The sequence below is a fragment of the Planococcus beijingensis genome, assembly GCF_016820615.1.
GTDB lineage: Bacteria > Bacillota > Bacilli > Bacillales_A > Planococcaceae > Planococcus > Planococcus notacanthi.
Genome location: NZ_JADHDZ010000002.1, coordinates 29,101 through 49,788, shown reverse-complemented (window position 1 = coordinate 49,788; position 20,688 = coordinate 29,101). Strand labels below are relative to the sequence as shown.

At 45.1% G+C, this 20,688-nt stretch carries 18 protein-coding genes and 1 riboswitch; of the genes, 1 reads left to right on the top strand and 17 read right to left on the bottom strand.

From position 1 onward, the window contains the following. Positions 1-212: 212 nt before the first annotated feature. The 13 genes from IRE19_RS06435 to zapA all read right to left on the bottom strand — a co-directional run bounded on the left by IRE19_RS06435 (position 213) and on the right by zapA (position 15,063). On the bottom strand, positions 213-1,451 hold the full coding sequence (locus IRE19_RS06435; protein ID WP_203339746.1) for an aspartate kinase: 1,239 nt from the start codon (positions 1,449-1,451) through the stop codon (positions 213-215). 141 nt (positions 1,452-1,592) lie between these two features. Then, positions 1,593-1,768: riboswitch (Lysine riboswitch) on the bottom strand. A gap of 37 nt (positions 1,769-1,805) precedes the next feature. Beyond that, positions 1,806-3,602: an excinuclease ABC subunit UvrC gene (uvrC, locus tag IRE19_RS06430; RefSeq protein WP_203339745.1), complete on the bottom strand. Its 1,797-nt coding sequence runs from the start codon at positions 3,600-3,602 to the stop codon at positions 1,806-1,808. Between the two features lie 54 nt (positions 3,603-3,656). Beyond that, the gene (gene trxA, locus IRE19_RS06425; protein WP_008431421.1) at positions 3,657-3,971 is read right to left on the bottom strand and encodes a thioredoxin; all 315 of its coding nucleotides are present in this window, start codon (positions 3,969-3,971) and stop codon (positions 3,657-3,659) included. Positions 3,972-4,128: 157 nt separating this feature from the next. Further along, entirely contained in the window at positions 4,129-5,094 is a 966-nt protein-coding gene (locus tag IRE19_RS06420; RefSeq protein ID WP_191716005.1) for an electron transfer flavoprotein subunit alpha/FixB family protein, read from the bottom strand. A gap of 303 nt (positions 5,095-5,397) precedes the next feature. Beyond that, a complete protein-coding gene (locus IRE19_RS06415) occupies positions 5,398-6,171 on the bottom strand; it encodes an electron transfer flavoprotein subunit beta/FixA family protein (protein ID WP_191716006.1) in 774 nt (257 codons plus the stop codon). A 20-nt stretch (positions 6,172-6,191) separates the two neighbouring features. Further along, complete coding sequence (locus IRE19_RS06410; protein ID WP_191716007.1) at positions 6,192-6,965, bottom strand: enoyl-CoA hydratase; 774 nt, start codon at positions 6,963-6,965, stop codon at positions 6,192-6,194. A gap of 17 nt (positions 6,966-6,982) precedes the next feature. Next, positions 6,983-7,567, bottom strand: a complete 585-nt coding sequence (gene fadR, locus IRE19_RS06405; RefSeq protein WP_191716008.1) for a fatty acid metabolism transcriptional regulator FadR — start codon at positions 7,565-7,567, stop codon at positions 6,983-6,985. Between the two features lie 94 nt (positions 7,568-7,661). Further along, positions 7,662-9,353 carry an AMP-binding protein gene (locus IRE19_RS06400; RefSeq protein WP_203339744.1) on the bottom strand — a complete coding sequence of 564 codons (1,692 nt, stop codon included), beginning with the start codon at positions 9,351-9,353 and terminating at the stop codon, positions 7,662-7,664. A 266-nt stretch (positions 9,354-9,619) separates the two neighbouring features. Continuing rightward, positions 9,620-10,033: a DUF350 domain-containing protein gene (locus IRE19_RS06395; protein ID WP_191716010.1), complete on the bottom strand. Its 414-nt coding sequence runs from the start codon at positions 10,031-10,033 to the stop codon at positions 9,620-9,622. A gap of 23 nt (positions 10,034-10,056) precedes the next feature. Continuing rightward, complete coding sequence (locus IRE19_RS06390) at positions 10,057-12,417, bottom strand: endonuclease MutS2 (protein ID WP_203339743.1); 2,361 nt, start codon at positions 12,415-12,417, stop codon at positions 10,057-10,059. Positions 12,418-12,494: 77 nt separating this feature from the next. Beyond that, on the bottom strand, positions 12,495-14,204 hold the full coding sequence (polX, locus tag IRE19_RS06385) for a DNA polymerase/3'-5' exonuclease PolX (RefSeq protein WP_203339742.1): 1,710 nt from the start codon (positions 14,202-14,204) through the stop codon (positions 12,495-12,497). A gap of 56 nt (positions 14,205-14,260) precedes the next feature. Further along, positions 14,261-14,797, bottom strand: coding sequence for a CvpA family protein (locus IRE19_RS06380; RefSeq protein ID WP_203339741.1), 537 nt, complete (start codon positions 14,795-14,797; stop codon positions 14,261-14,263). 5 nt (positions 14,798-14,802) lie between these two features. After that, positions 14,803-15,063, bottom strand: coding sequence for a cell division protein ZapA (zapA, locus tag IRE19_RS06375; protein ID WP_065537053.1), 261 nt, complete (start codon positions 15,061-15,063; stop codon positions 14,803-14,805). Positions 15,064-15,145: 82 nt separating this feature from the next. Here zapA and rnhC point away from each other — a divergent pair, with 82 nt between their 5' ends. Beyond that, positions 15,146-16,084, top strand: a complete 939-nt coding sequence (gene rnhC / locus IRE19_RS06370) for a ribonuclease HIII (RefSeq protein ID WP_203339740.1) — start codon at positions 15,146-15,148, stop codon at positions 16,082-16,084. 111 nt (positions 16,085-16,195) lie between these two features. On the opposite strand, the gene IRE19_RS06365 is transcribed toward rnhC, so the two are convergent. The 4 genes from IRE19_RS06365 to pheT form a co-directional block, all read right to left on the bottom strand. Then, entirely contained in the window at positions 16,196-17,260 is a 1,065-nt protein-coding gene (locus IRE19_RS06365) for a hypothetical protein (protein WP_203339739.1), read from the bottom strand. An 11-nt stretch (positions 17,261-17,271) separates the two neighbouring features. Next, positions 17,272-17,706, bottom strand: coding sequence for a PilW family protein (locus IRE19_RS06360; RefSeq protein WP_203339738.1), 435 nt, complete (start codon positions 17,704-17,706; stop codon positions 17,272-17,274). Next, positions 17,707-18,120 carry a prepilin-type N-terminal cleavage/methylation domain-containing protein gene (locus IRE19_RS06355; RefSeq protein ID WP_203339737.1) on the bottom strand — a complete coding sequence of 138 codons (414 nt, stop codon included), beginning with the start codon at positions 18,118-18,120 and terminating at the stop codon, positions 17,707-17,709. A gap of 168 nt (positions 18,121-18,288) precedes the next feature. Beyond that, a complete protein-coding gene (pheT, locus tag IRE19_RS06350; protein WP_203339736.1) occupies positions 18,289-20,688 on the bottom strand; it encodes a phenylalanine--tRNA ligase subunit beta in 2,400 nt (799 codons plus the stop codon).

Sequence of the window (20,688 nt, the reverse complement as noted above, 5' to 3'; positions counted from 1 at the left end):
ATTACATTAAAAAGGGGCACTTCACGCCGCATAAGGGGGAAAACCTATGTGAATGTAACCGTTTTATTAGATTTATGCGAAAAAGCGATTCTCTAATTGAGAATCGCTTTTTCGGCTGTTTCTGCTGTATTCCACTGTTGTCGGGATTATCGCAACATTGCTATTGAGAATTTGAACATTTTGTGAATATTTTCACGTACACTGTTTTTAATTCAAGATATGTCTTGATGCACCTGAAGTTCTGAAAGTCCATAGGCCTCGTGCAACGCATTTGCCGATTTCTTCATATCCGTTTCCGGCACTACCACTGAAATTTTGATCTCAGATGTGCTGACCATCTTCACTGGGATGTCTTGACTTCTCAAAATATCAAACATCCGTGCAGCCACCCCTGGATTTGATACCATGCCTGACCCCACAATGGAGACTTTCGATAGGCCGATTTCCACATTCACGGAAAGGAAGCCAATTTCACTTTGAGCTTCAGTCAACACGCGGCGTGTTTCTTCCAAGCATTCCTGGCTGATGGAAAACGATACCGAAGGAGGGAATTCATCACTGATGCTTTGAACAATAATATCAACGTCGATCTGATTTTCTGCCAACTTCGTAAAAATATTTGCCAGCGATCCGTTAAATGGTTTTTTGTAAGTGACAGTTACACGCGCCACACCAGGTTCAAACGCTACACCTCTGACGATTAAATTTTTTTCCACAGTGATCACCTCTTGTATGATTGTGCCAGGCTCGTCTGAATAACTTGCTCTGACGGATAATGGTACACGATTGTTCTTGGCAAACTCAACTGCACGAGGATGAAGCACTCCTGCTCCCAGATTGGCAAGTTCGAGCATTTCGTCATATGAAATCTGTTCGAGCTTCCGTGCACCTGTTACAAAACGCGGATCAGAAGTGTAGACACCGTCAACATCGGTGTAGATTTCGCATTTTTCAGCTCCGAGCGCTGCCGCAAGTGCGACTGCGGTCGTATCGGAACCTCCCCGCCCAAGGGTGGTGATGTTGCCGATTTTATCTACCCCTTGGAATCCAGCCACTACACATAAATAACCATTCTCAAGCACGCGTTCAAGCCGTTCCGTGTGAATTTGTTCAATCCGTGCATTGCGCGGCACAGACTCTGTTTCAATTCCGGCTTGCCAACCTGTAAACGAAAGCGCTTCATGGCCAAGTTTCTTAAAGGCCATAGCCAGTAACGAAATGGTAATCTGCTCGCCTGTAGCCAACAGCATATCCATTTCCCGTTTCGGCGGCTCAGCTGAGATCTTCCCTGCTAATCCGAGCAGTGTATCTGTCGTCTTGCCCATTGCTGAAACCACAATAACGACCCGTTTGCCTTTTTCTTTTTCACGGATGGCTCTTTCAGCAACTCCAATGATTTTTTCAGGTGTTGCAACGGATGTGCCTCCAAATTTCATGACGATCGTTTCCATTCCATCCACTCCCACATTTAGTATGTGGCCCTCAACATGCCGTGCCAAGAAGCTGCAGCAACTCCCAGGCAAAGACACAAAAAGAGGCAGCTCACCGCAACCGCGGCAAACTACCTCTTTTATCATGTACGAAAAACGTCCATGTGAGATAGCCCTCCAGAGATTGACTCTGACAGCTCTGCACTTCTTAAATGCAGAACCAGCATGCGCAACAGCAGTAAATACGCACACTTCGGCGACCGCCCCTTTCAACATTCTTCGCAGATTCTGCAAATCTCCGAATGTTTACTATTGACGTTCGCGCCTCTATCATCACTTTTCCAAGTGATTTAATTATGCTCTTACGATAACACGTTATGAATCGCTTGGCAACGCATCTTCAGCAAAATGCTGATTGATGGATGTCGCCAAAGCTAACGGGATTCCCGCTTGTTGAATATCTTCTATAGAAGCTTCTTTGATTTTTTTGACCGAACCGAAATGCTTCAGCAATTGCTGTTTGCGTTTCGGGCCAACTCCTTCAAGGCCATCCAAAGCGGACTGAATTGAATTCTTGCCGCGCAGCTGCCGGTGGAACGTGATAACGAACCGGTGGACTTCATCCTGAATGCGCTGCATTAAATAAAACGCTTCGCTGGTCCGTTTCAACGGAACCACTTCAGGAGGTGAACCATAGAGCAATTGGGACGTTTGGTGCTTGGCGTCTTTTGCCAAACCGGCAATCGGAATCGACAAGCCGAGTTCATCTTCCAGAATTTCACGGGCTGATTCCATTTGCCCTTTGCCGCCGTCAATGACGATTAAATCCGGCAAAGGCAAACCATCTTTCAAGACCCGTGAATAGCGCCGGCGGATCACTTCACGCATCGCTGCATAATCATCGGGCTTGGAAGCGTTTCGCGTTTTGTATTTCCGGTAATCTTTTTTAGAAGGCTTGCCGTCAATGAACGTAATCATTGCAGACACTGCATCTGCCCCTTGAATATGCGAGTTGTCGAACGCTTCGATGCGCAAAGGCGTTTCAATGTTCATTGCTTCACCTAAATCCACGCAGGCACCGACTGTCCGTTCTTCCTGACGCTCCAGCAGCTGGAATTTCTCTTTAATGGCAATTTCAGCATTTTTCTTCGCCAACGCCACCAAATCTTTTTTCTTGCCGCGCTGCGGAACGAGCACCCGGACTCCGAGCCATTCTTTCAGCATATCCGGATCGTCGGCTTCTGGAAGGAGAATTTCATTGGGCTTAACGTGGTTCGGCTTTTCGTAAAACTGGCCAAGATAAGTCAAAAATTCTTCTTCCGGGTCACGATAAAGCGGAAAAAGCGATACATCCCGTTCAATCAATTTGCCTTGGCGCACAAAAAAGACCTGTACACACATCCAGCCTTTATCGACCGCATAAGCAAATACATCGCGATTGGTGAAATCATTCATCGCCATTTTCTGTTTTTCCATAACGGTTTCAATCATCGAAATTTGGTCACGGTATTCCTTGGCCCGCTCAAATTCCAGATTTTCTGCCGCTTCAGACATTTTCTCGACTAATTCCTGTTTGACTTCACGGAAACCGCCATTCAGAAATTTGCTGATGCCGTCGATCATTTCCTGATAGGTTTCTTTTTCTACAGGCTTGACGCATGGCGCAAGACATTGCCCCAAATGATAATACAAACAAACCCGGTCCGGCATGGTATGGCATTTCCGCAATGGGTACAGGCGGTCCAACAACTTTTTCGTCTCTGCCGCGGCATAAGCATTCGGATACGGACCGAAATACTTGCCTTTGTCTTTTTTGACATGTCTGGTCGTGATCAGCTTCGGATGGCGCTCACCGGTAATCTTTAAATACGGATAGCTTTTGTCATCTTTCAGCATGATGTTGTACTTCGGATCGTATTTCTTGATCAAATTCAATTCAAGAATCAGCGCTTCCTTATCGGAAGATGTCACGATGTATTCAAAATCCTCGATTTCATTGACCAAACGCTGGGTTTTTGCATCGTGGCTTCCCGTAAAGTAGGAGCGCACGCGATTTTTAAGAACTTTCGCCTTGCCGACATAAATGACGGTATTCTGGCGGTCCTTCATCAAATAACAACCTGGTTGATCAGGCAATATTGCTAATTTATGCTGAATCAATTCGTTAGCCATCTTTTATCTCACCCTATTAAAAAACCGGGCACCATCACTGGACCCGGTTAAGAATTATGCGTGTTTTTCAACCAATTCAGCCAATGCTTCTTTTGGTCTGAAACCAACTACTTTATCTACTGTCTCTCCGTCTTTCATCAATAGCAAAGTCGGAATTGACATGATGCCGTAGTTTCCAGCTGTTTCCTGGTTTTGATCCACATCAACTTTTACGATTTTAACTTTATCGCTCATTTCAGCGTCTAACTCTTCCAGCACTGGAGCGATCATTTTACATGGTCCGCACCAAGTTGCCCAAAAATCTACTAAAACGAGTCCTTCTGATACTTCTTGTGAAAAGTTCTGATCTGTACCGTGTACGATTGCCATGAATAATTCCTCCTTATGATTAAAACCAAACTATATACAGAGTATAGCATGCGTTAAAAACAACAGCTATTTATTTGCCTACTCTTCCATTACCCGTCAATTGGGGACGTTAAACAGAAAATGGCGGCGAGTCCTGTAGACCCGCCGCCATCCAAAATTACATTACTTTCTTGAATTCTTCTGTCAGCATCGGGATGACTTCAAACAAGTCTCCGACAATGCCGTAATCTGCTACTTTGAAAATATTCGCTTCTGGATCTTTGTTGATCGCCACTATCACTTTCGAGTTGGACATACCCGCCATGTGCTGAATCGCTCCGGAAATGCCGGCTGCAATATACAGGTCCGGTGTAACCACTTTCCCTGTCTGTCCGATTTGAAGCGAGTAATCGCAATAGTCTGCGTCACAAGCGCCACGGGACGCGCCAACCGCGCCGCCTAGAAGATTCGCCAATTCCTGCAATGGCTCAAATCCTTCAGCACTCTTCACGCCACGGCCACCGGCGATGATGACTTTCGCTTCCGAAAGATCGACGCCTTCAGAAGATTTGCGGACAACGTTTTTAATGATGGTACGAAGGTTCGTGATATCTACAGACAATGAACTAACTTCGCCTGTACGCTCCTGGCGTTCAAGTGGTGCAATGTTGTTCGAACGCACTGTGATAAAGTCGATGCCTTCTTTCAGCTTCACTTTTTCAAATGCTTTACCAGAGAAGATCGGGCGGATAAAGACAGCTTCATCGCCTTCGCCTTCAATGTCCGTTACATCCGAAATCAATCCAGCTTGCAACTTGGAAGCGATTTTCGGTGCCAGGTCTTTTCCGACTGCTGTGTGGCCAAAGACAAGGCCTTCCGGGTTTTCCTGTTCAACGACTGCCATAAATGCTTGGCCATAGCCGTCAGACGTGTATGACTTCAAGTGCGGGTGTTCTACCGTTACGACACGGTCTGCTCCGTATGCAATCAATTCAGCACCAAAATCAGCAACCGAATCCCCAATCAGAACGCCTACTACTTCTCCGCCGCCAGAAATTTTCTTGGCAGCCGCAATTGCTTCAAATGAGACATTACGCAAAGCGCCTTCACGCGTTTCGCCCAAAACTAATACTTTTTTCGCCATAGTCCGTTTACCCCCTAAGTAGATGTGAAAATTATATGGAACCGTTACTTGCTGTCAGTCGAATGGAAAGTAGCCTATTCTTCGGGATGTAAGCCACTCTGGCTGTGCGGCTGAAAACATGCCGCTTCGCCAGATCGTCTTACCCCCGTCAGAGCTGAACGGGCACCTTCGCTTTTCTTTGTCCAGACTCCGGTACCCAGCTCTTTGGGTCATAAGCCAACCCAGCTGTGCGGCAAAGAGCGCCACTTCGCTGGTCTGTCTTATGCCCGTCAGAGCTGAACGGGCACCTTCGCTTTTCTTCAATTAAATAACTTTTGCTTCGTTGCGCAATAGTCCGACCAATTCTGTAACCTGGTTGGAGATGTCGCCTTCCAGAATACGCCCGGCCGCTTTTTTCGGCGGCAAGTAGATTTCGATTGTTTCAGTTTTAGCTTCTACATCGTCTTCTTCGATGTCCAGATCATCCAATTCCAATTCTTCAAGCGGCTTTTTCTTCGCTTTCATGATTCCTGGAAGTGATGGATAGCGAGGCTCATTCAACCCTTGTTGTGCTGTAACCAGAAGCGGCAAGGATGTTTCCAATTCTTCCGCATCCCCTTCGATATCGCGGACGATGGTAACTGTTTCGCCTTCAATGCTCAAGCTAGTGATTGTCGTTACGTAGTTGATGCCAAGCAAATCAGCCACACGCGGTCCGACTTGCCCAGATCCGCCGTCGATTGCTACGTTCCCTGCTAGAATCAAATCAGCTTCTTTGTCTTTCAAGTATTCAGCCAGTATGTACGCAGAAGTAAACTGGTCCATTTCTTCAACATCGTCTTCTGTATTGATCAAGACAGCTTTGTCAGCGCCCATCGCAAGTGCGGTACGCAGCTGTTTCTCTGCTTCTTCATTGCCGATTGTGACTACAGTCACTTCGCCGCCATGTGCGTCACGGACTGTGATGGCTTCTTCAATTGCGTACTCATCGTAAGGATTGATGATGAATTCCGCTCCGTCTTCCTGGATTTGTCCACCAGAAACGACGATTTTCTCTTCTGTGTCAAACGTACGTTTTACCAATACATAAATGTTCATGAACGTAAACCTCCCAAGTATTATTTCCCTTTAAATTGTGCTTCACGTTTTTCCAGAAATGCCTGGATTCCTTCTTTTGCATCTTCTGAAACAAAGACAGTTCCAAAAGATTGTGCTTCTGCATTTACGCCTTCATGATAAGACGCAGGCTTTGTGTACTGCAGCATCCCAATCGCCGCTTTGACGGAAACCGGGCTTTTCTTCGCAATTTTACGGGCGATTGAAAGCGTTTCCGTTAACAGGTCTTCTTCAGCGTAAGCACGGTTAGCCAAACCGTATTGTGCAGCTTCGGTACCGGAGATCGGATCGCTCGTCAACAGCATTTCAGCCGCTTTCGCTGAGCCTACATATCTTGGCAGGCGCTGTGTCCCAGCAAACCCGGGTATTAAGCCCAGTTGAAGCTCCGGTAATCCCAGTTTAGCATTTTCAGTGACAAATCGCATATGGCAACTCATTGCCAATTCCAATCCGCCTCCTAAGGCTGCTCCGTGGATCGCCGCGATTACAGGCTTGTGGAAGGTTTCAACCCGTTCAAAAACTTCCTGGCCGCTCGCTGATAATTTTGAAAATTCTTCTCCTGAAGATACTTGCGTAAACTCCTTGATGTCAGCTCCTGCAGAAAAGAATCTACCTTCCCCGTGCAGGACAATGACGCGAACCTCTTCATCATTCTCAACTTGGTTCAACAATTCATCGACTTCCAAAATGAGCGAACGCGACAGTGCATTTGCCGGTGGACGATTAATCGTCGCGACAGCTACCCCATCTTCTTTTTTCCAACTGATAAATTCCATCCAATGAGCCCCTTCCTTTAAGCCTGCATACCTTTCAGCAGCAAACGCTGAACTTGTGGTGCGAGTTCGACTAAATCATATTTATGATCATTCATCACCCAAGTGGTGATGGTCTCATCCATTGTACCAAAAACCATTTGTCTTGCTAAACGAATATCCATCGCTTGATCAAATTCTCCATCTTCCATGCCTTTAACCAGAATCTGATCCATCAGCTTCAAATACTCCCTCAGCACATTATTGATTTTCATGCGGATTTCGTAGTTGGATTGGCGCAATTCGAGCTGTGTGACAATCGCTAAATGGATGTCACCGGCTAAAAGTTCAAAATGGCTTTCAATCATCAATCCCAATTTGGATGCAGCATCCAAATCACGCGAGATGATCTGTTCAAGTTTGCTGACGAACACACCCATCTTTTCCTGGAATACAGAAATCAGAATGTCTTCTTTGTTTTTGAAATACAGATAAATCGTTCCGTCGGCTACCCCTGCTTGTTTGGCTATTTTCGAGACTTGTGCTTGATGATAGCCATTTTCAGCAATGACAATAACAGCCGCATCAATGATTTGTTTGTATTTCGGCTTATCCTTTTTTACCATGTTGTCACCACCCAAAAAAATATGAAAATATGAATGGCGATTCATTCATATTTTCATATTATAGTTTATTCAATAATGTGTCAAGCTTATTTCGTTAAGACGGCACTGCTTCATTCTGCTTGGCAATCTCTTCATCGACCAGTGAACGGCGCAGAATTTTCCCGACTGCTGTTTTCGGCAGTTCTTTGCGGAATTCATAAACGCGCGGCACTTTAAATGAAGCGAGGTGTTCACGGCAATACTGATTGAATTCTTCCTCTGTTACAGTATAGCCTTCTTTTAGCACAATGTATGCTTTTACCGTTTCACCTCGATACGGATCCGGTATACCTGCCACGACGCACTCTTGAACAGCTTCATGTTCATACAGCACTTCCTCGATTTCACGCGGATAAATATTGAATCCACCGGCAATGATCATGTCTTTTTTGCGGTCGACGATAAAGAAATGGCCTTCATCGTCCATATAGCCAAGGTCTCCTGTCAATAACCAGCCATCGACGATTGTAGCAGCTGTTTCTTCAGGTTTGTTCCAATATCCTTTCATTACCTGAGGCCCTTTGATGGCGATTTCACCGATTTCCCCATTTGGTACCGGATTGGTTGTGCCCGTTTGGAAAATTTTGCAGTCCGTATCCGGGTATGGAAGGCCGATTGATCCTTTTGTCCGTTCGCCCCAAACCAGGTTCGAGTGGGTTACCGGTGATGTTTCCGTCAAACCATAGCCTTCAACCAATTTCCCGCCGGTCAATGCTTCAAATTTCTCTTGTACTTCAGCCGGCAGAGGTGCTGAACCGCTCAAGCAGGCTTCAATGGAAGACAAATCATATTTGGCGATATCAGGATGGTTCATCAAGCCGATATACAAAGTTGGCGCTCCAGGGAAAAGCGTCGGTTTTTGCTTATTGATGGTCTTCAATGCCGTTTCCGGATCGAATTTCGGAAGCAACACCATTTTATTTCCCTGCATGACCGATAAAATCAAGACCGTCGTTAAACCATAAACGTGGAATAACGGGATGATTCCGATGATCGTTTCTTCCCCGTCCGTTGTTTTGTATAGCCAGCTGTCGCACATTGTTGCATTGGAGATGAGGTTCTTATGCGTCAGCATGACGCCTTTAGGAGAACCTGTTGTGCCTCCTGTATATTGCAGCAAAGCCAAATCTTCATCGAAATCAAATGGCGTTTCCGCTACAGTTGGCTGCGCCGTTTTCATGATTTCAGTAAACAAGTGATTGATGCCCCGATGTTCCACTTTCACGTTCATGCCATATTGCTTTTTCTGGATAAACGGATAAACCAAATTTTTGGGGAATGCCAGGTAATCCTTGATGCCTGTGACGATGACATTTTCCAGATCCGTTTCCTTCAATACTTTCGAAATCCTCGGGAACAGGATATCCAACCCAATAATGGCACGGGCTCCTGAATCTTTCATTTGGTAAGCGATTTCCCGTTCTGTGTAAAGCGGATTGGTCATAACGACAACACCGCCGGCATAGAGGATCCCATAAAAACTGATGACCGCCTGCGGACAGTTCGGCAACATGATTGAAACCCGATCACCTTTCTGGATGCCCAGTTTCTGCAGGTAGTTGGCAAACTTCATAGAGGATTGATAAAGTTCTTCATAAGAAAGTTCTCTCCCCATGAAATGGATGGCTATTTTTTTCGGGAACTTTCTGTATGCCTTTGTTAAATAATCCTGTACCGGCATGCTGGGATACGTTAACGTGTGCGGAACTTCCGGTGGGTAATGGGCTAACCACGGCTTTTCAGTCATTCTTTTGACCCCCTAGTTTTTTTAGAATCGCGCGAATATTCCTATATTTAATTATAGAGAAAAATGATACCGCTTACAAACTTTATTTTTTATATATTGTACTATCTTGCTTAAATCTGTCTATTCTTGGATTAAGGCAAGAAAAAAGCCAGCTCCAAGGCTGGCACTGTTCTTTAGAAAAGAAACAGAAAAATGACTCCCACAATCAGAAAGATTGCACAAAACACAAATAATATTTTGATTAAGTTTTCCACGACATCCAACTCCTATTGAATACTGGCTCCGATCACAAAAGACAAACCGACAGAAATGACCATTGAAATCAATCCGACAGACCGGTTGTCCTGCTCAATTTCATCATCCACTTTAAACTTAGGCGTCAGAAACTCAAACAGGATATAAGCAAAAATCAGCAAGGTGAAACCGAACAATCCCCAGCCGATCATTTCGAACAAGGAATTATGCTGTTCAATTGAAAAGCGAAAAATATTGGTGACACCAAAAATCTTTCCGCCTGTAGCCATTGCTACCGCTAAATTCCCTTTTTTGATTTGTTCCCAGTTATTATATTTTGTCACCATTTCAAAAATTACCATGGCAACGATCAGGCACAATACCACCACACTGAAGTAGCCAGCTGATTCAACTACTGGGTGCGTCCAAAATCCATTCTCAGTCATGTCCTATACTCCTCTGCGGAAACTCACTTTAACTCGGCTACGGTAACGCCCGAGCCGCCTTCCCCTGCTTCACCAAAACGATAGCTTTTCACCCGTGGATGCTTTTTCAAATATTGCTGGACACCTTGGCGCAATGCACCGGTCCCTTTTCCATGGATGATCGATACTTGATGGTAATTTGATAATAACGCATCGTCGAGGTATTTTTCAACACGCGCCAGGGCATCTTCATATCGTTCTCCGCGCAAATCGAGTTCCATCTTCACATGGCTGTCCCGGTCTTTCAAGGTTGCCATGGTCCGGGTCTCTTTCTGTTTTTCGGGTTTGGTATAGGATAAATCAGACTCCGGCAACTTCATTTTCAAAATGCCGATTTGAACAATCCATTCATTTTCCGATACTTTCTCGACCAATGTCCCTTTTTGGCCAAAGGAAATCACTTTGACTTCGTCATTGGCTTTCAGCGGTTTGGCTGCGTTATCTTTTGCCGCTTTTTTCAGGATTCGATTTTGAGGCATCGCATCTTCCAGGCGTTTTTTCGCATCGATCAATTCATGCTCTTTTACAGACGAGCTTTGATTCAGCTGCATCTTGCGAAGATCCGAAATGACAGCTTCCGCTTCTGCCCGTGCCTGCTCAACGATTTTCCGGGCTTTTTCTTTCGCTTTTTCTTCAAGCCGTTCTTTTTGCTGTTCGTACTCTTCCAGCTGCTTCGCCAACTCTTTTTTCAAGCGTTCTGATTCCGCCAGCACCTGTTTGCTTTCTTCGGCGTCCTGCTCCGCTTCACGGCGGCTCTTTTCGAGAGAAGCGATCATCGAATCGACTGCTTTGCTGTCAGTTCCTGTAAAGCTCTTGGCATGGCTGATGATATGTTCAGGCAAGCCGAGTCGCTTGGAGATTTCAAAAGCATTGCTTCGGCCTGGTACTCCGATCAACAGACGATAAGTCGGGCTTAGTGTTTCTACGTCAAATTCTACACTGGCATTGGCTACACCCGGACGGTTAAAGCCATAAGCCTTCAATTCCGGATAATGGGTTGTTGCAATGACACGTGCTCCTCTGCCATGCACTTCATCCAGCAGTGAAATGGCCAGTGCTGCGCCTTCCTGTGGATCTGTACCTGCACCCAGCTCATCAAAAATCACCAATGAATTCTCATCGAACTTGGTCAGGATATCAACGATATTGACCATATGGGATGAAAAGGTACTGAGGCTTTGTTCGATGGACTGTTCATCGCCGATATCCGCAAAAATCTGATCGAATACCGCCAGTTCCGATCCATCGAGCGCAGTAACCGGCAAACCGGATTGTGCCATCAAAGTTGATAAGCCAACTGTTTTCAACGTCACTGTTTTACCGCCTGTATTCGGGCCCGTAATGACAATTGCAGTGATTTCTCCGCCGAATTCGATATCATTCGGCACCACTTCATCTTTCGGAATCAATGGATGGCGGGCTTTCTTCAAATTGATGTAGCCTTCTATGTTCATAGTCGGCTTGGTCCCTCTATGGGCAGCTCCGTATTTCGCTTTTGCCAAAATCAAATCGATTTCCCCAAGCACTTCCACTAAATCAAATAGTTCATGGGCCACTTCCTGCACCTGTGCTGACAACATTTGCAGAATCCGGTCGATTTCCTCTTTTTCTTTCATTTTCAGGCGGCGCACTTCATTATTGGCCTGTACCACGGCATCCGGTTCAATGAACAATGTTTGCCCGGATGATGATTGATCGTGCACAATGCCGCCATAATGGCTGCGGTATTCCTGTTTAACGGGAATAACAAAACGGTCATTGCGGATGGTGACGATGGAATCCGACAGCATTTTCGATGCATTTTTACCGCGCACCAGACTTTCCAGCCGTTCACGGACACGGCTTTCCTGCGTCCGCAGTTGCTGGCGAATTGAGCGCAATTCAGAACTCGCACTGTCCAAAACGCCGCCGTTATCGTCAATACAGATGTTGATGGCATGTTCGAGAGCTGTCAGAATCGGCATCGATTCTTTTTTCTCCAGGAAATGTGGAATTTGAATCACTGCTTCTTCCTGGATCGTTTCGAAAAACTGGCGCAGAATGCGGCTGGCACGGATGGTCGATGAAACTTCCATCAGTTCCATCGGGCTCAGGCTGCCGCCAATTTGCGCTCTCCGTGCATGCAGACGGATATCAAAAATACCGCCCATCGGCACATTATTTTTGACACGCAATACTTGTGCGCCTTCATCCATTTCTTCGAGCAAACGATTAACTTCGTTGATATCTGTAGATGGCAGCAAGTTATCCACATGGGCTTTTCCTAGTGACGATGTGCAATACCGTGCCACTTCATCCCGGATTTTATAAAATTCAAGTGTTCTTAACGCGCGTTCTGCGATCATTTAAGAACCTCCTAACGTTTCAGATAAATTAATAAAGATATTCCGAAAAACAACTTCATTTTATTTTAAAAACTAATTTACTTCGATTTATTCAAATAGGCTTTCAATTTTTCCAGCGACCATGTGTTTACTACATTGTCTTTTTTCAGCCATGCCTTTTGGGCATGCTTGACGCCTGTTTCCATGACTTCCAGGCCTTCAATGGCATGGGCATCCGTATTGATTGCGACAGGCACACCTTTTTCCTGCGCCATCACCAAATACGGGACAGCAAGATCCAAACGGTACGGGCTGGCGTTCAACTCGACAATTTTGCCGTATTCCTTGGCCCAATCCAGAATCTGTTCAACATCCGGATCGTACCCTTCGCGTTGGCCTACGATTCGGCCAGTCGGATGCGCAATCATGTGGACATGCGGATTTTTCATCGCAGTCAAAATGCGTTCCATGATCTGTTCCTGCGACTGTTGGAAGCTAGAGTGGATGCTGGCAATGACAAAATCCAATTGTTTCAGCATGGCATCGTCAAAATCCAAGGTGGCATCCGGTAAAATGTCCATTTCTGTTCCGGACAACACTTCAATCGCCGGGTACTGCTTATTGATTTCGCGGATCAATCCATGCTGCTCCGTCAAACGCTCGGGTGTCAGGCCGTTAGCGACTTTCAAATATTGAGAATGGTCGGTGATGACCATGAATTCATAGGATTTCGCCACACAGGCATCGACCATTTCCTTCAAGGAATTGGCTCCGTCCGACCAGGTGGTGTGCATATGAAGATCGCCTTTGATGTCTTCAATCGCCACCAGCTCAGGCAACTCTTCCAGGCGGTCAAGCTCACGCCCATCTTCACGAACGGATGGCGGAATGAAAGGCAGTCCGAAATGCGCGAAAAATTCTTTCTCGGATGCAAAAGTCGCAACCGTCCCGTCTTCTTGCTCCACTCCGTATTCACTGATTTTCTTGTTCTGGGATTTCGCCAATTGGCGCATTTTGACATTATGGTCTTTAGATCCGGTGAAGTGATGCAAAGCGGTGACGAACTCTTCAGGCGCCACCAGGCGGAAATCGACATCGATCGGTTCCAATACATCTACAGTGACAGAGACTTTCGTTTCTCCTGATGCAATTGTTTCCTGTACAGGCAACGCCGCCAGCAATTGCTCCTTCACGATCGCCGGTTCAGCCGTCGCAATGATGAAGTCCAAATCCTTGCTGGTTTCTTTGGTCCGCCGGAAACTGCCGGCCACTGAAAACTCGGTGACTTCCGCAATCGTGATCAATACGTCTTCAATGAATGCCACGGTTTCTTCCGTTTTCCAGATCGGCTGGCGATCAGGTTTCGTCTCAAAATCATTCAGTTCTTTCAAAATTTTTTCTTCCGACTTCGGCCCGAACCCTGGAAGCTTTTGAATTTCCTGGTTCAAGCAAGCTGCTTTCAAGGCTTCCATCGAATCGATGCCAAGTTCCTTGTAGAGTTTGGCGATCTTTTTGCCGCCCATTCCCTGCAGCTTCATCATTGGGATGAGGCCTTTTGGGACTTCTTCCTGAAGTTCTTCAAGAACGGTCGATTTGCCGTCGTTGATCAATTCGAGGATGACGTCTCCCGTGCCTTTGCCGATGCCTTTCAGCTTCGTAACATCTTCAATTTCGTCCAGGCTGCGCTGATCCAGTTCAAGCGCCTGCGCAGCTTTTCGGAAAGCGGATACTTTAAACGGGTTTTCCCCTTTAAGTTCCATGTATAACGCTATTTTTTCAAGCGTACGAATGATGATTTTTTTATTCAACGAGAGCCCTCCCCATTTCGATTAAAAAAACTCCCCTCGTAAGAGAGAAGTTCCTACTACATATAAATATACCACCATTCTTTCACTTTCTCAGAGAAATAAGGCGTATGTTCAAGCATAGACTGGGCAATTCCGGAATTCTCCAATTGGTTCTGCACGGCATCAACCGGCAGTAACGCCAGTACATAGATGAAGATAAACAACAGGATGTAAACTTCAATTAAGCCTAATACCGCTCCAAGAATCTTGCTGAAAAATCCGAGCACCGGCAAAAACTTCAAGAAATCAAACATAGAAGCAATCAGCTGCAAACCGAACTTCACCACAAAGAAAATAAGCGCAAACGCCAATAATTGATAGAAGGTCTGATCCAGATCCAATTGGTCTACGACGATCGTGAACTGCGAGTTTTCATTTACTGCCGGGTACGGAATCCATAACGTGAAGTATTCGGACAAGGGTTTATAGTACTTATAAGCCACAATCAAAGCGACAACAAAGCCGACCATGTGGATTAACTGGACAATAAAGCCTCGTTTGGCGCCCACGATGATGCCACCGAGCAGAATGATGAGTAAAAGTATATCAAGCATTAGCGTCAACCCTTCAGTTTTTTCAATTCATTTTCTAATTGTTCAACTTGCTCTTTCAGTTTAAGATAGTCATGTACCGCATTTGAAGCCGTCAAGACCGCAAGCTTCGCTTGGTCCAGCGATGGATTCAAGGCATTGATCTCGCGCATTTTGCTGTCGACGATCGATGCGACCAGACGCATGTGGCCGGAAGTCTCAGTACCGACCATTTTATAGGTGTTGCCATAGATGTCAACGACCGTGTGAATTTTATGTTGCTCTGACAATGCAATATCCCCCTTTGGAATTCTATAGACCATCATACCATGAAAACAAGCCGATTGTGAATCAAAGAAAGGTGACGTGTCCATGTCAAATACAGTTCTGAAACTCCCGGAGGAAAGTCTGCTCCAAGTGATTTCGCATTACCAGAAAAACAAAATCCAGACCAAAAATCCATATGCCCGCTTTAGCGCCAAACTGCCGGATGCTGTGGTCACTGTCTACACTTCCGGAAAAGTCATGTTCCAAGGAAACGGTGCCGCTCGTGAAGCCGCCAAATGGGGAGCTGCAGAATCAGCAGTCGAAAAGACCGTTTCGACGAAAGGCGACAAACTGCCTGACGGATTCGCCAAGCTATCCGTCCTCGGGTCTGATGAAACCGGCACCGGCGACTTCTTCGGCCCGATTACGGTAGCTGCCTGTTATGTACCTGCAGACAAAGTCGAACTCGCCCATGAACTCGGCGTCAAAGATTCCAAGCAGCTTACCGATGCATGGATGCGCCAAGTGGCACCCGACTTAAGGGAAGCATTTGCCCATAAAGTGCTGACTTTGAAAAATGATAAATACAACAAAGTGCAAGGCCAGGGCTGGTCACAAGGTAAAATAAAAGCGCTTTTGCATAATCAGGCGCTGAAGCATGTGCTTCATGAGATCGCGCCGGAAAAACCGGACGCCATCCTGATTGACCAATTTGCCGAGCGCGGCATCTACTACAAACACATCAAAGAAGAACCTGAAATCATCCGCGAGAACGTCCTGTTCTCCACTAAAGCAGAAGGTCTCCACGTATCGGTTGCCTGTGCTTCCATCATTGCACGCGTCGCTTTTCTCGAAGAAATGGACCGCATGAGCGCTGAAGCTGGCGTCACGTTGCCGAAAGGGGCAGGGAAAATTGTTGATGAAGCAGCCGCGAAGATTTTGCTGAAGCATGGTGAGGAATATTTGAAGAGTTTGACGAAGGTGCATTTTGCGAATACGGGGAAGGCGAAGGTTTTGGCTGGGAAGAAAAAGAAATCTGATTGATATTTACAGCCGACTATTATCGTATTTAAAAGAAGCCGAAAAGGAATTGAAACTTCCTTTTCGGCTTCTTTTTGGCTATTGGAATGAGAATACTTGTTTCTTCATACTGTATTATTGATAGTTTATTATTTTTTCATCCTGCAAAATCCATTTAGGTACACCCAATATATCTTCTTTTGAAGCAGTAACCCCGCATGATAGTTTACTGGCATCTGTTACTTGTTGTCCTTTAAGTGCTTTAAAAGGATTTTTGATCTCGTTATACTTATTTTGGCTATCTAATTGATAAACCTTTCCGGCAATATAAAGATTTCTATCATCTTGCTTTTTGACATCATAATTATAGGTTCTTGGTAAGTATAAATCTCCGAAGACATATGCATTCACTTGATTTTTTTGCCAATTCCCAATTGTCGAGGGCAAATATGCATCATTCCTAACTAGTAACGAGGTTTTACTATGTCCCCAATTAAAAGACTTTAAAGCCACGAAATTTCCTCCAGCTGCAATACAAGCATGATTCTGAATAACTATATTTCCCGTAATATATAAATCTTTTCCAACTATTAAACTATCTGAACTACCACCCTCAATATCTAATTTTGTATTAATAATTAAATTTCCAGTATACCTTTTTATTTCCTTTTTCATAGTTAGTTCACTGAGTGTCACTGTATCAGGACTAGTAGGCATAGTAGGGGAATCTGCACTGCCACTAGCAATCGGTGCAGATGTAGAAACTCCTTGGTTTGCAGCATAAAAAGTTGCCTTAACTTCTTTTATAGTATCTTCGTTTATGATTCCTTTACTTTTGATCGTTATTTCCAATAGCTTGCTATTTTCCATTTCTTTGCATGAAGAACCTAAAGCATTGACAGGTTCCACTATATAATTACCGGCTGTAATTTTTTTCGTTGTACCTAGTAAGGCATCTATATCGCTACATTTCATAGCCGTGGCTGATGAATTTTTAATTTTTTCTTCCAGCACAGCACCATAATGTAGAATGCCCATTTCAGCCTGATGCCTTGCTTGTACTTGCTCTTCTTTAGTATTGAATTGTTTCGCTGCATTCATATTCATCGTAAGCAAGCCCATTCCCATTAAAGTAAAGAGAACGACCAATAGCATAACTAGTAATAATGCATAACCTTTTTCATTTCGGATCCGGTCCATTCTTTTTCCTCCTAGTTCAACTTACTGAATGACGTCTGGACTTCAAAGCATTGATCATTTGAACAAATCTCTAAATAAAAAGGCGAAGTTTTAGTTCTATCCAAAAATACTTCTAAGGTTCCTGTGGACTTAGCTAATTTATATTGGTAACCGTTAGATAAGGTTTTCTCGTTCTCATCTTCTAATGATGTAACCAACAATTCATCACCTTCAATTTTCACCTTAAACTCTTCAGCTATCAAATCAGATTTTTCATTTTCCAAGTAAGTCGTCCGGATCTGTTCCACAATCAGATTTGCTTCCTGTTGGAGCTGCTGGCGGCTCGCATTCCGATCAGAGGAATTCACTCCAGTGGAAAAAACGGACATGATTGCAACTACAATTATCCCCATAATCGCTAATGCAGCTAAAAGTTCTACTAATGTAATTCCTTTTTCGTTTTTCATCTAATTCACCTCAAAATACATTTCTGTTTTAAATGCAGAAGTAGGTTTGTCGAGGTTTTTTTTAGATAAGACAGTTATTGTTACTTTTTGTAGTTTAGAAGCAACTAAACCACCTTCTTTTTTTACACTAATATCATAATCAGAATATAGAATAGCTGAAGCAACTTTCTCTTCGTTTCCACTAAATTTTTCAGGAGCTTGTGTCAAATCCACAAGCGAATGAATATTTCTTACTTTAGATACAACTTCCTCTCCAACTTGGACCGCAGTTAATGTTTCATGATTACTGGCTGTAAACTTCGCCGACTGGGTAAAGAAACTCATCACACTCACAAGGACAATTCCCAGTATCACTAAAGCTGCCAACAACTCAACTAGCGTCAATCCTTTTTCATTTTGCATCAGGCTCTTCACGAGAGTACCTCCGTTTTTCATAATAGATAAATACTACCACATTTTTATGATGAAAAATCTAAAAAGTCCTATAAAAAGTAAATTTTTTATATCAAGTTACTTACTAAATCAAATAAAAAGGATGAACCCAATAGGTTCATCCTTTTTACACATTACTATCGAATCATTTTAACTTCTCAGCTCAGCGCCGACTTCCGTCAATGCTGCTAATACTTTATCGTGTGCGTTGATGACTTCTTCGTCCGTCAACGTCTTCTCAGGATCGAAGTAAGTCAACGAGAAGGCCACTGATTTTTTGCCTTCTTCCATTTTATCGCCTTCGTACAGATCGAATACGCGAACGTCTTTCAATAGCTTGCCGCCTGCGTTGCGGATGACTGTTTCAATCGTTGCCGCTTCGACAATTTTCGAAAGGACTAATGCCACATCTCGTGACATGGATGGGTAGCGCGGCACTGGCGTGTAGACCAAAGCTTCTGTTTCCAGGTTCAACAGCGCTGCCAGGTTTAATTCCATGACAATCGTTGTTTTTAAGTCGCGTGCTTTTTGCTCGGACGGGTGCAATTGGCCCATAACACCAATGCGTTGGCCGTCGTGCATGATGAATGCGGTTCTGCCTGGATGCAAGTCGTCCATTTGGCCGCGTTCAAACGTCAATTGAACGCCAAGTTTATCGGCAAGGCTTTCCACAATGCCTTTCAAGACGAAAAAGTCGACTGGCTTTTTCTCGCCCTGCCAGCTGTTATCAAGCCAAAGACCGGTCATGGCGACTGCCAAATGCTCCTGCTCGTTCAAAAGCTCGTCATCGCCTTTTAGGAAGACTGAACCAGTTTCATACAATGCCACTGAATCCATTCTTCTCGCTGTGTTATACGTAACAGATTCCAAAAGATGCGGAAGCAAGCTTTGGCGAAGGATGCTGCGCTCTTCGCTCATCGGCATCAACAGACGCGTCGTATCCGTTTCTTCCAAAGCGAATTGCTTCGCCGATTTTTCGGAAGTCAGTGAATACGTCGTCGCCTGAAGCAAACCGGCGCCTTCCATCAGGTTGCGGACAATGCGGCGTTTTGCCTGGTAAGGCGTCAAACCTCCTGGCGTTGTTTCTGCTTCCGGCAAGGTTGCTGGAATTTCGTCGTAGCCATAAAGGCGTGCGATTTCTTCCACCACGTCTTCAGAAATTTGAATATCCTGGCGGCGTGTCGGTACCGAAATCACCAATTGGCCATTTACAGCTTGCGTATCGAATTTCAGGCGCTTCAGAATTTCCAGCATGTCTTCGAAAGGAATTTTCATGCCGAGACGGCTGTTAATGAAATCCGGAGAAACTTTAACGATTTTCTCTTCTTTATTTAATTCGTCAAATACCACTGATCCTGCCAATACTTCTCCACCGGCAAGTTCAGACAGCAATTGCGCCGCACGTTCTGCAGCCGGGATGACACGATTTGGATCAACGCCTTTTTCGTAGCGTGAACTTGCATCGCTGCGAAGTCCGTGATCTTTCGATGTCTGGCGAACAGATCCTGATGCAAAATAAGCCGATTCAATGACAACCGTCGTTGTCGAATCACTTACTTCTGAGTTGGCTCCACCCATTACGCCGGCAATCGCCACTGGTTTTTCACCATTGGTGATGACCAGGTGATGGCCGGATAACTTACGTTCTGCGTCGTCAAGCGTAGTAATCATTTCGCCTTCTTTGGCGTGGCGAACTGTAATGTTGCCGGTTCCCAGTGCATCGTAATCAAATGCGTGAAGCGGCTGGCCGTATTCCATCAAAATGTAGTTGGTGATATCGACCACATTGTTATGCGGGCGGACGCCTGCAGCCATCAAGCGCTGTTGCAGCCACATTGGCGATTCCTGTACTTTGATGTTGCGGACCACTTTTGCAACATATAATGGATTGGCTTCAGGTGCATCCACATTCAACGTCAACATGGACGCCGCAGTATCCGATGCTTCGTTGTAGCTGATTTCAGGAAGCTGCACTTCTTCGGAAAGAATCGCACCGACTTCATAAGCGACTCCAAGCATGCTCATCGCGTCTGCACGGTTGGGCGTCAAGCCCAGTTCCAATACTGTGTCATCCAAATCAAAATTGGTGATGACATCAGATCCTGTTTCCGCATCTTCCGGCAATACATAGATTCCTTCTGCGTAAGCTTTCGGTACGAGTTTGCCTTCAATGCCCAGTTCTTGCAGCGAGCAGATCATGCCATGCGATTCTTCTCCACGAAGTTTCGCTTTCTTGATTTTGATGTCGCCCGGAAGTTTTGCGCCAGGACGAGCCACGATGACTTTTTGGCCGGCCGCGATATTCGGTGCGCCACAGATGATTTGAGTGGTTTCTTCGCCAACGTTGACTTGGCAAATGGATAGTTTATCTGCTTCCGGATGCTTGACGCACGACTCGACATAGCCGACGACGATATTTGTCATGCCGTGCGAACGGTCGATGACTGCGTCCACTTCGATACCGGAACGCGTTATTTTTTCACCCAATTCAGCGGGCGGCAATTGTTGTGTATTTACATAGTCTTTCAACCAATTAATGGATACGAGCAT

Bases quoted from the DNA above. Each gene is read 5' to 3' on its own strand.
- IRE19_RS06410 (WP_191716007.1), bottom strand. From the start codon at position 6,965: ATGGAATTTATCAGTTGGAAAAAAGAAGATGGGGTAGCTGTCGCGACG.
- IRE19_RS06365 (WP_203339739.1), bottom strand. From the start codon at position 17,260: ATGGACCGGATCCGAAATGAAAAAGGTTATGCATTATTACTAGTTATG.
- fadR (WP_191716008.1), bottom strand. From the start codon at position 7,567: ATGGTAAAAAAGGATAAGCCGAAATACAAACAAATCATTGATGCGGCT.
- IRE19_RS06435 (WP_203339746.1), bottom strand. From the start codon at position 1,451: ATGGAAACGATCGTCATGAAATTTGGAGGCACATCCGTTGCAACACCT.
- pheT (WP_203339736.1), bottom strand. From the start codon at position 20,688: ATGCTCGTATCCATTAATTGGTTGAAAGACTATGTAAATACACAACAA.
- IRE19_RS06420 (WP_191716005.1), bottom strand. From the start codon at position 5,094: ATGGCGAAAAAAGTATTAGTTTTGGGCGAAACGCGTGAAGGCGCTTTG.
- IRE19_RS06400 (WP_203339744.1), bottom strand. From the start codon at position 9,353: ATGACTGAAAAGCCGTGGTTAGCCCATTACCCACCGGAAGTTCCGCAC.
- trxA (WP_008431421.1), bottom strand. From the start codon at position 3,971: ATGGCAATCGTACACGGTACAGATCAGAACTTTTCACAAGAAGTATCA.
- IRE19_RS06360 (WP_203339738.1), bottom strand. From the start codon at position 17,706: ATGAAAAACGAAAAAGGAATTACATTAGTAGAACTTTTAGCTGCATTA.
- uvrC (WP_203339745.1), bottom strand. From the start codon at position 3,602: ATGGCTAACGAATTGATTCAGCATAAATTAGCAATATTGCCTGATCAA.
- IRE19_RS06390 (WP_203339743.1), bottom strand. From the start codon at position 12,417: ATGATCGCAGAACGCGCGTTAAGAACACTTGAATTTTATAAAATCCGG.
- IRE19_RS06380 (WP_203339741.1), bottom strand. From the start codon at position 14,797: ATGCTTGATATACTTTTACTCATCATTCTGCTCGGTGGCATCATCGTG.
- IRE19_RS06395 (WP_191716010.1), bottom strand. From the start codon at position 10,033: ATGACTGAGAATGGATTTTGGACGCACCCAGTAGTTGAATCAGCTGGC.
- rnhC (WP_203339740.1), top strand. From the start codon at position 15,146: ATGTCAAATACAGTTCTGAAACTCCCGGAGGAAAGTCTGCTCCAAGTG.
- IRE19_RS06415 (WP_191716006.1), bottom strand. From the start codon at position 6,171: ATGAACATTTATGTATTGGTAAAACGTACGTTTGACACAGAAGAGAAA.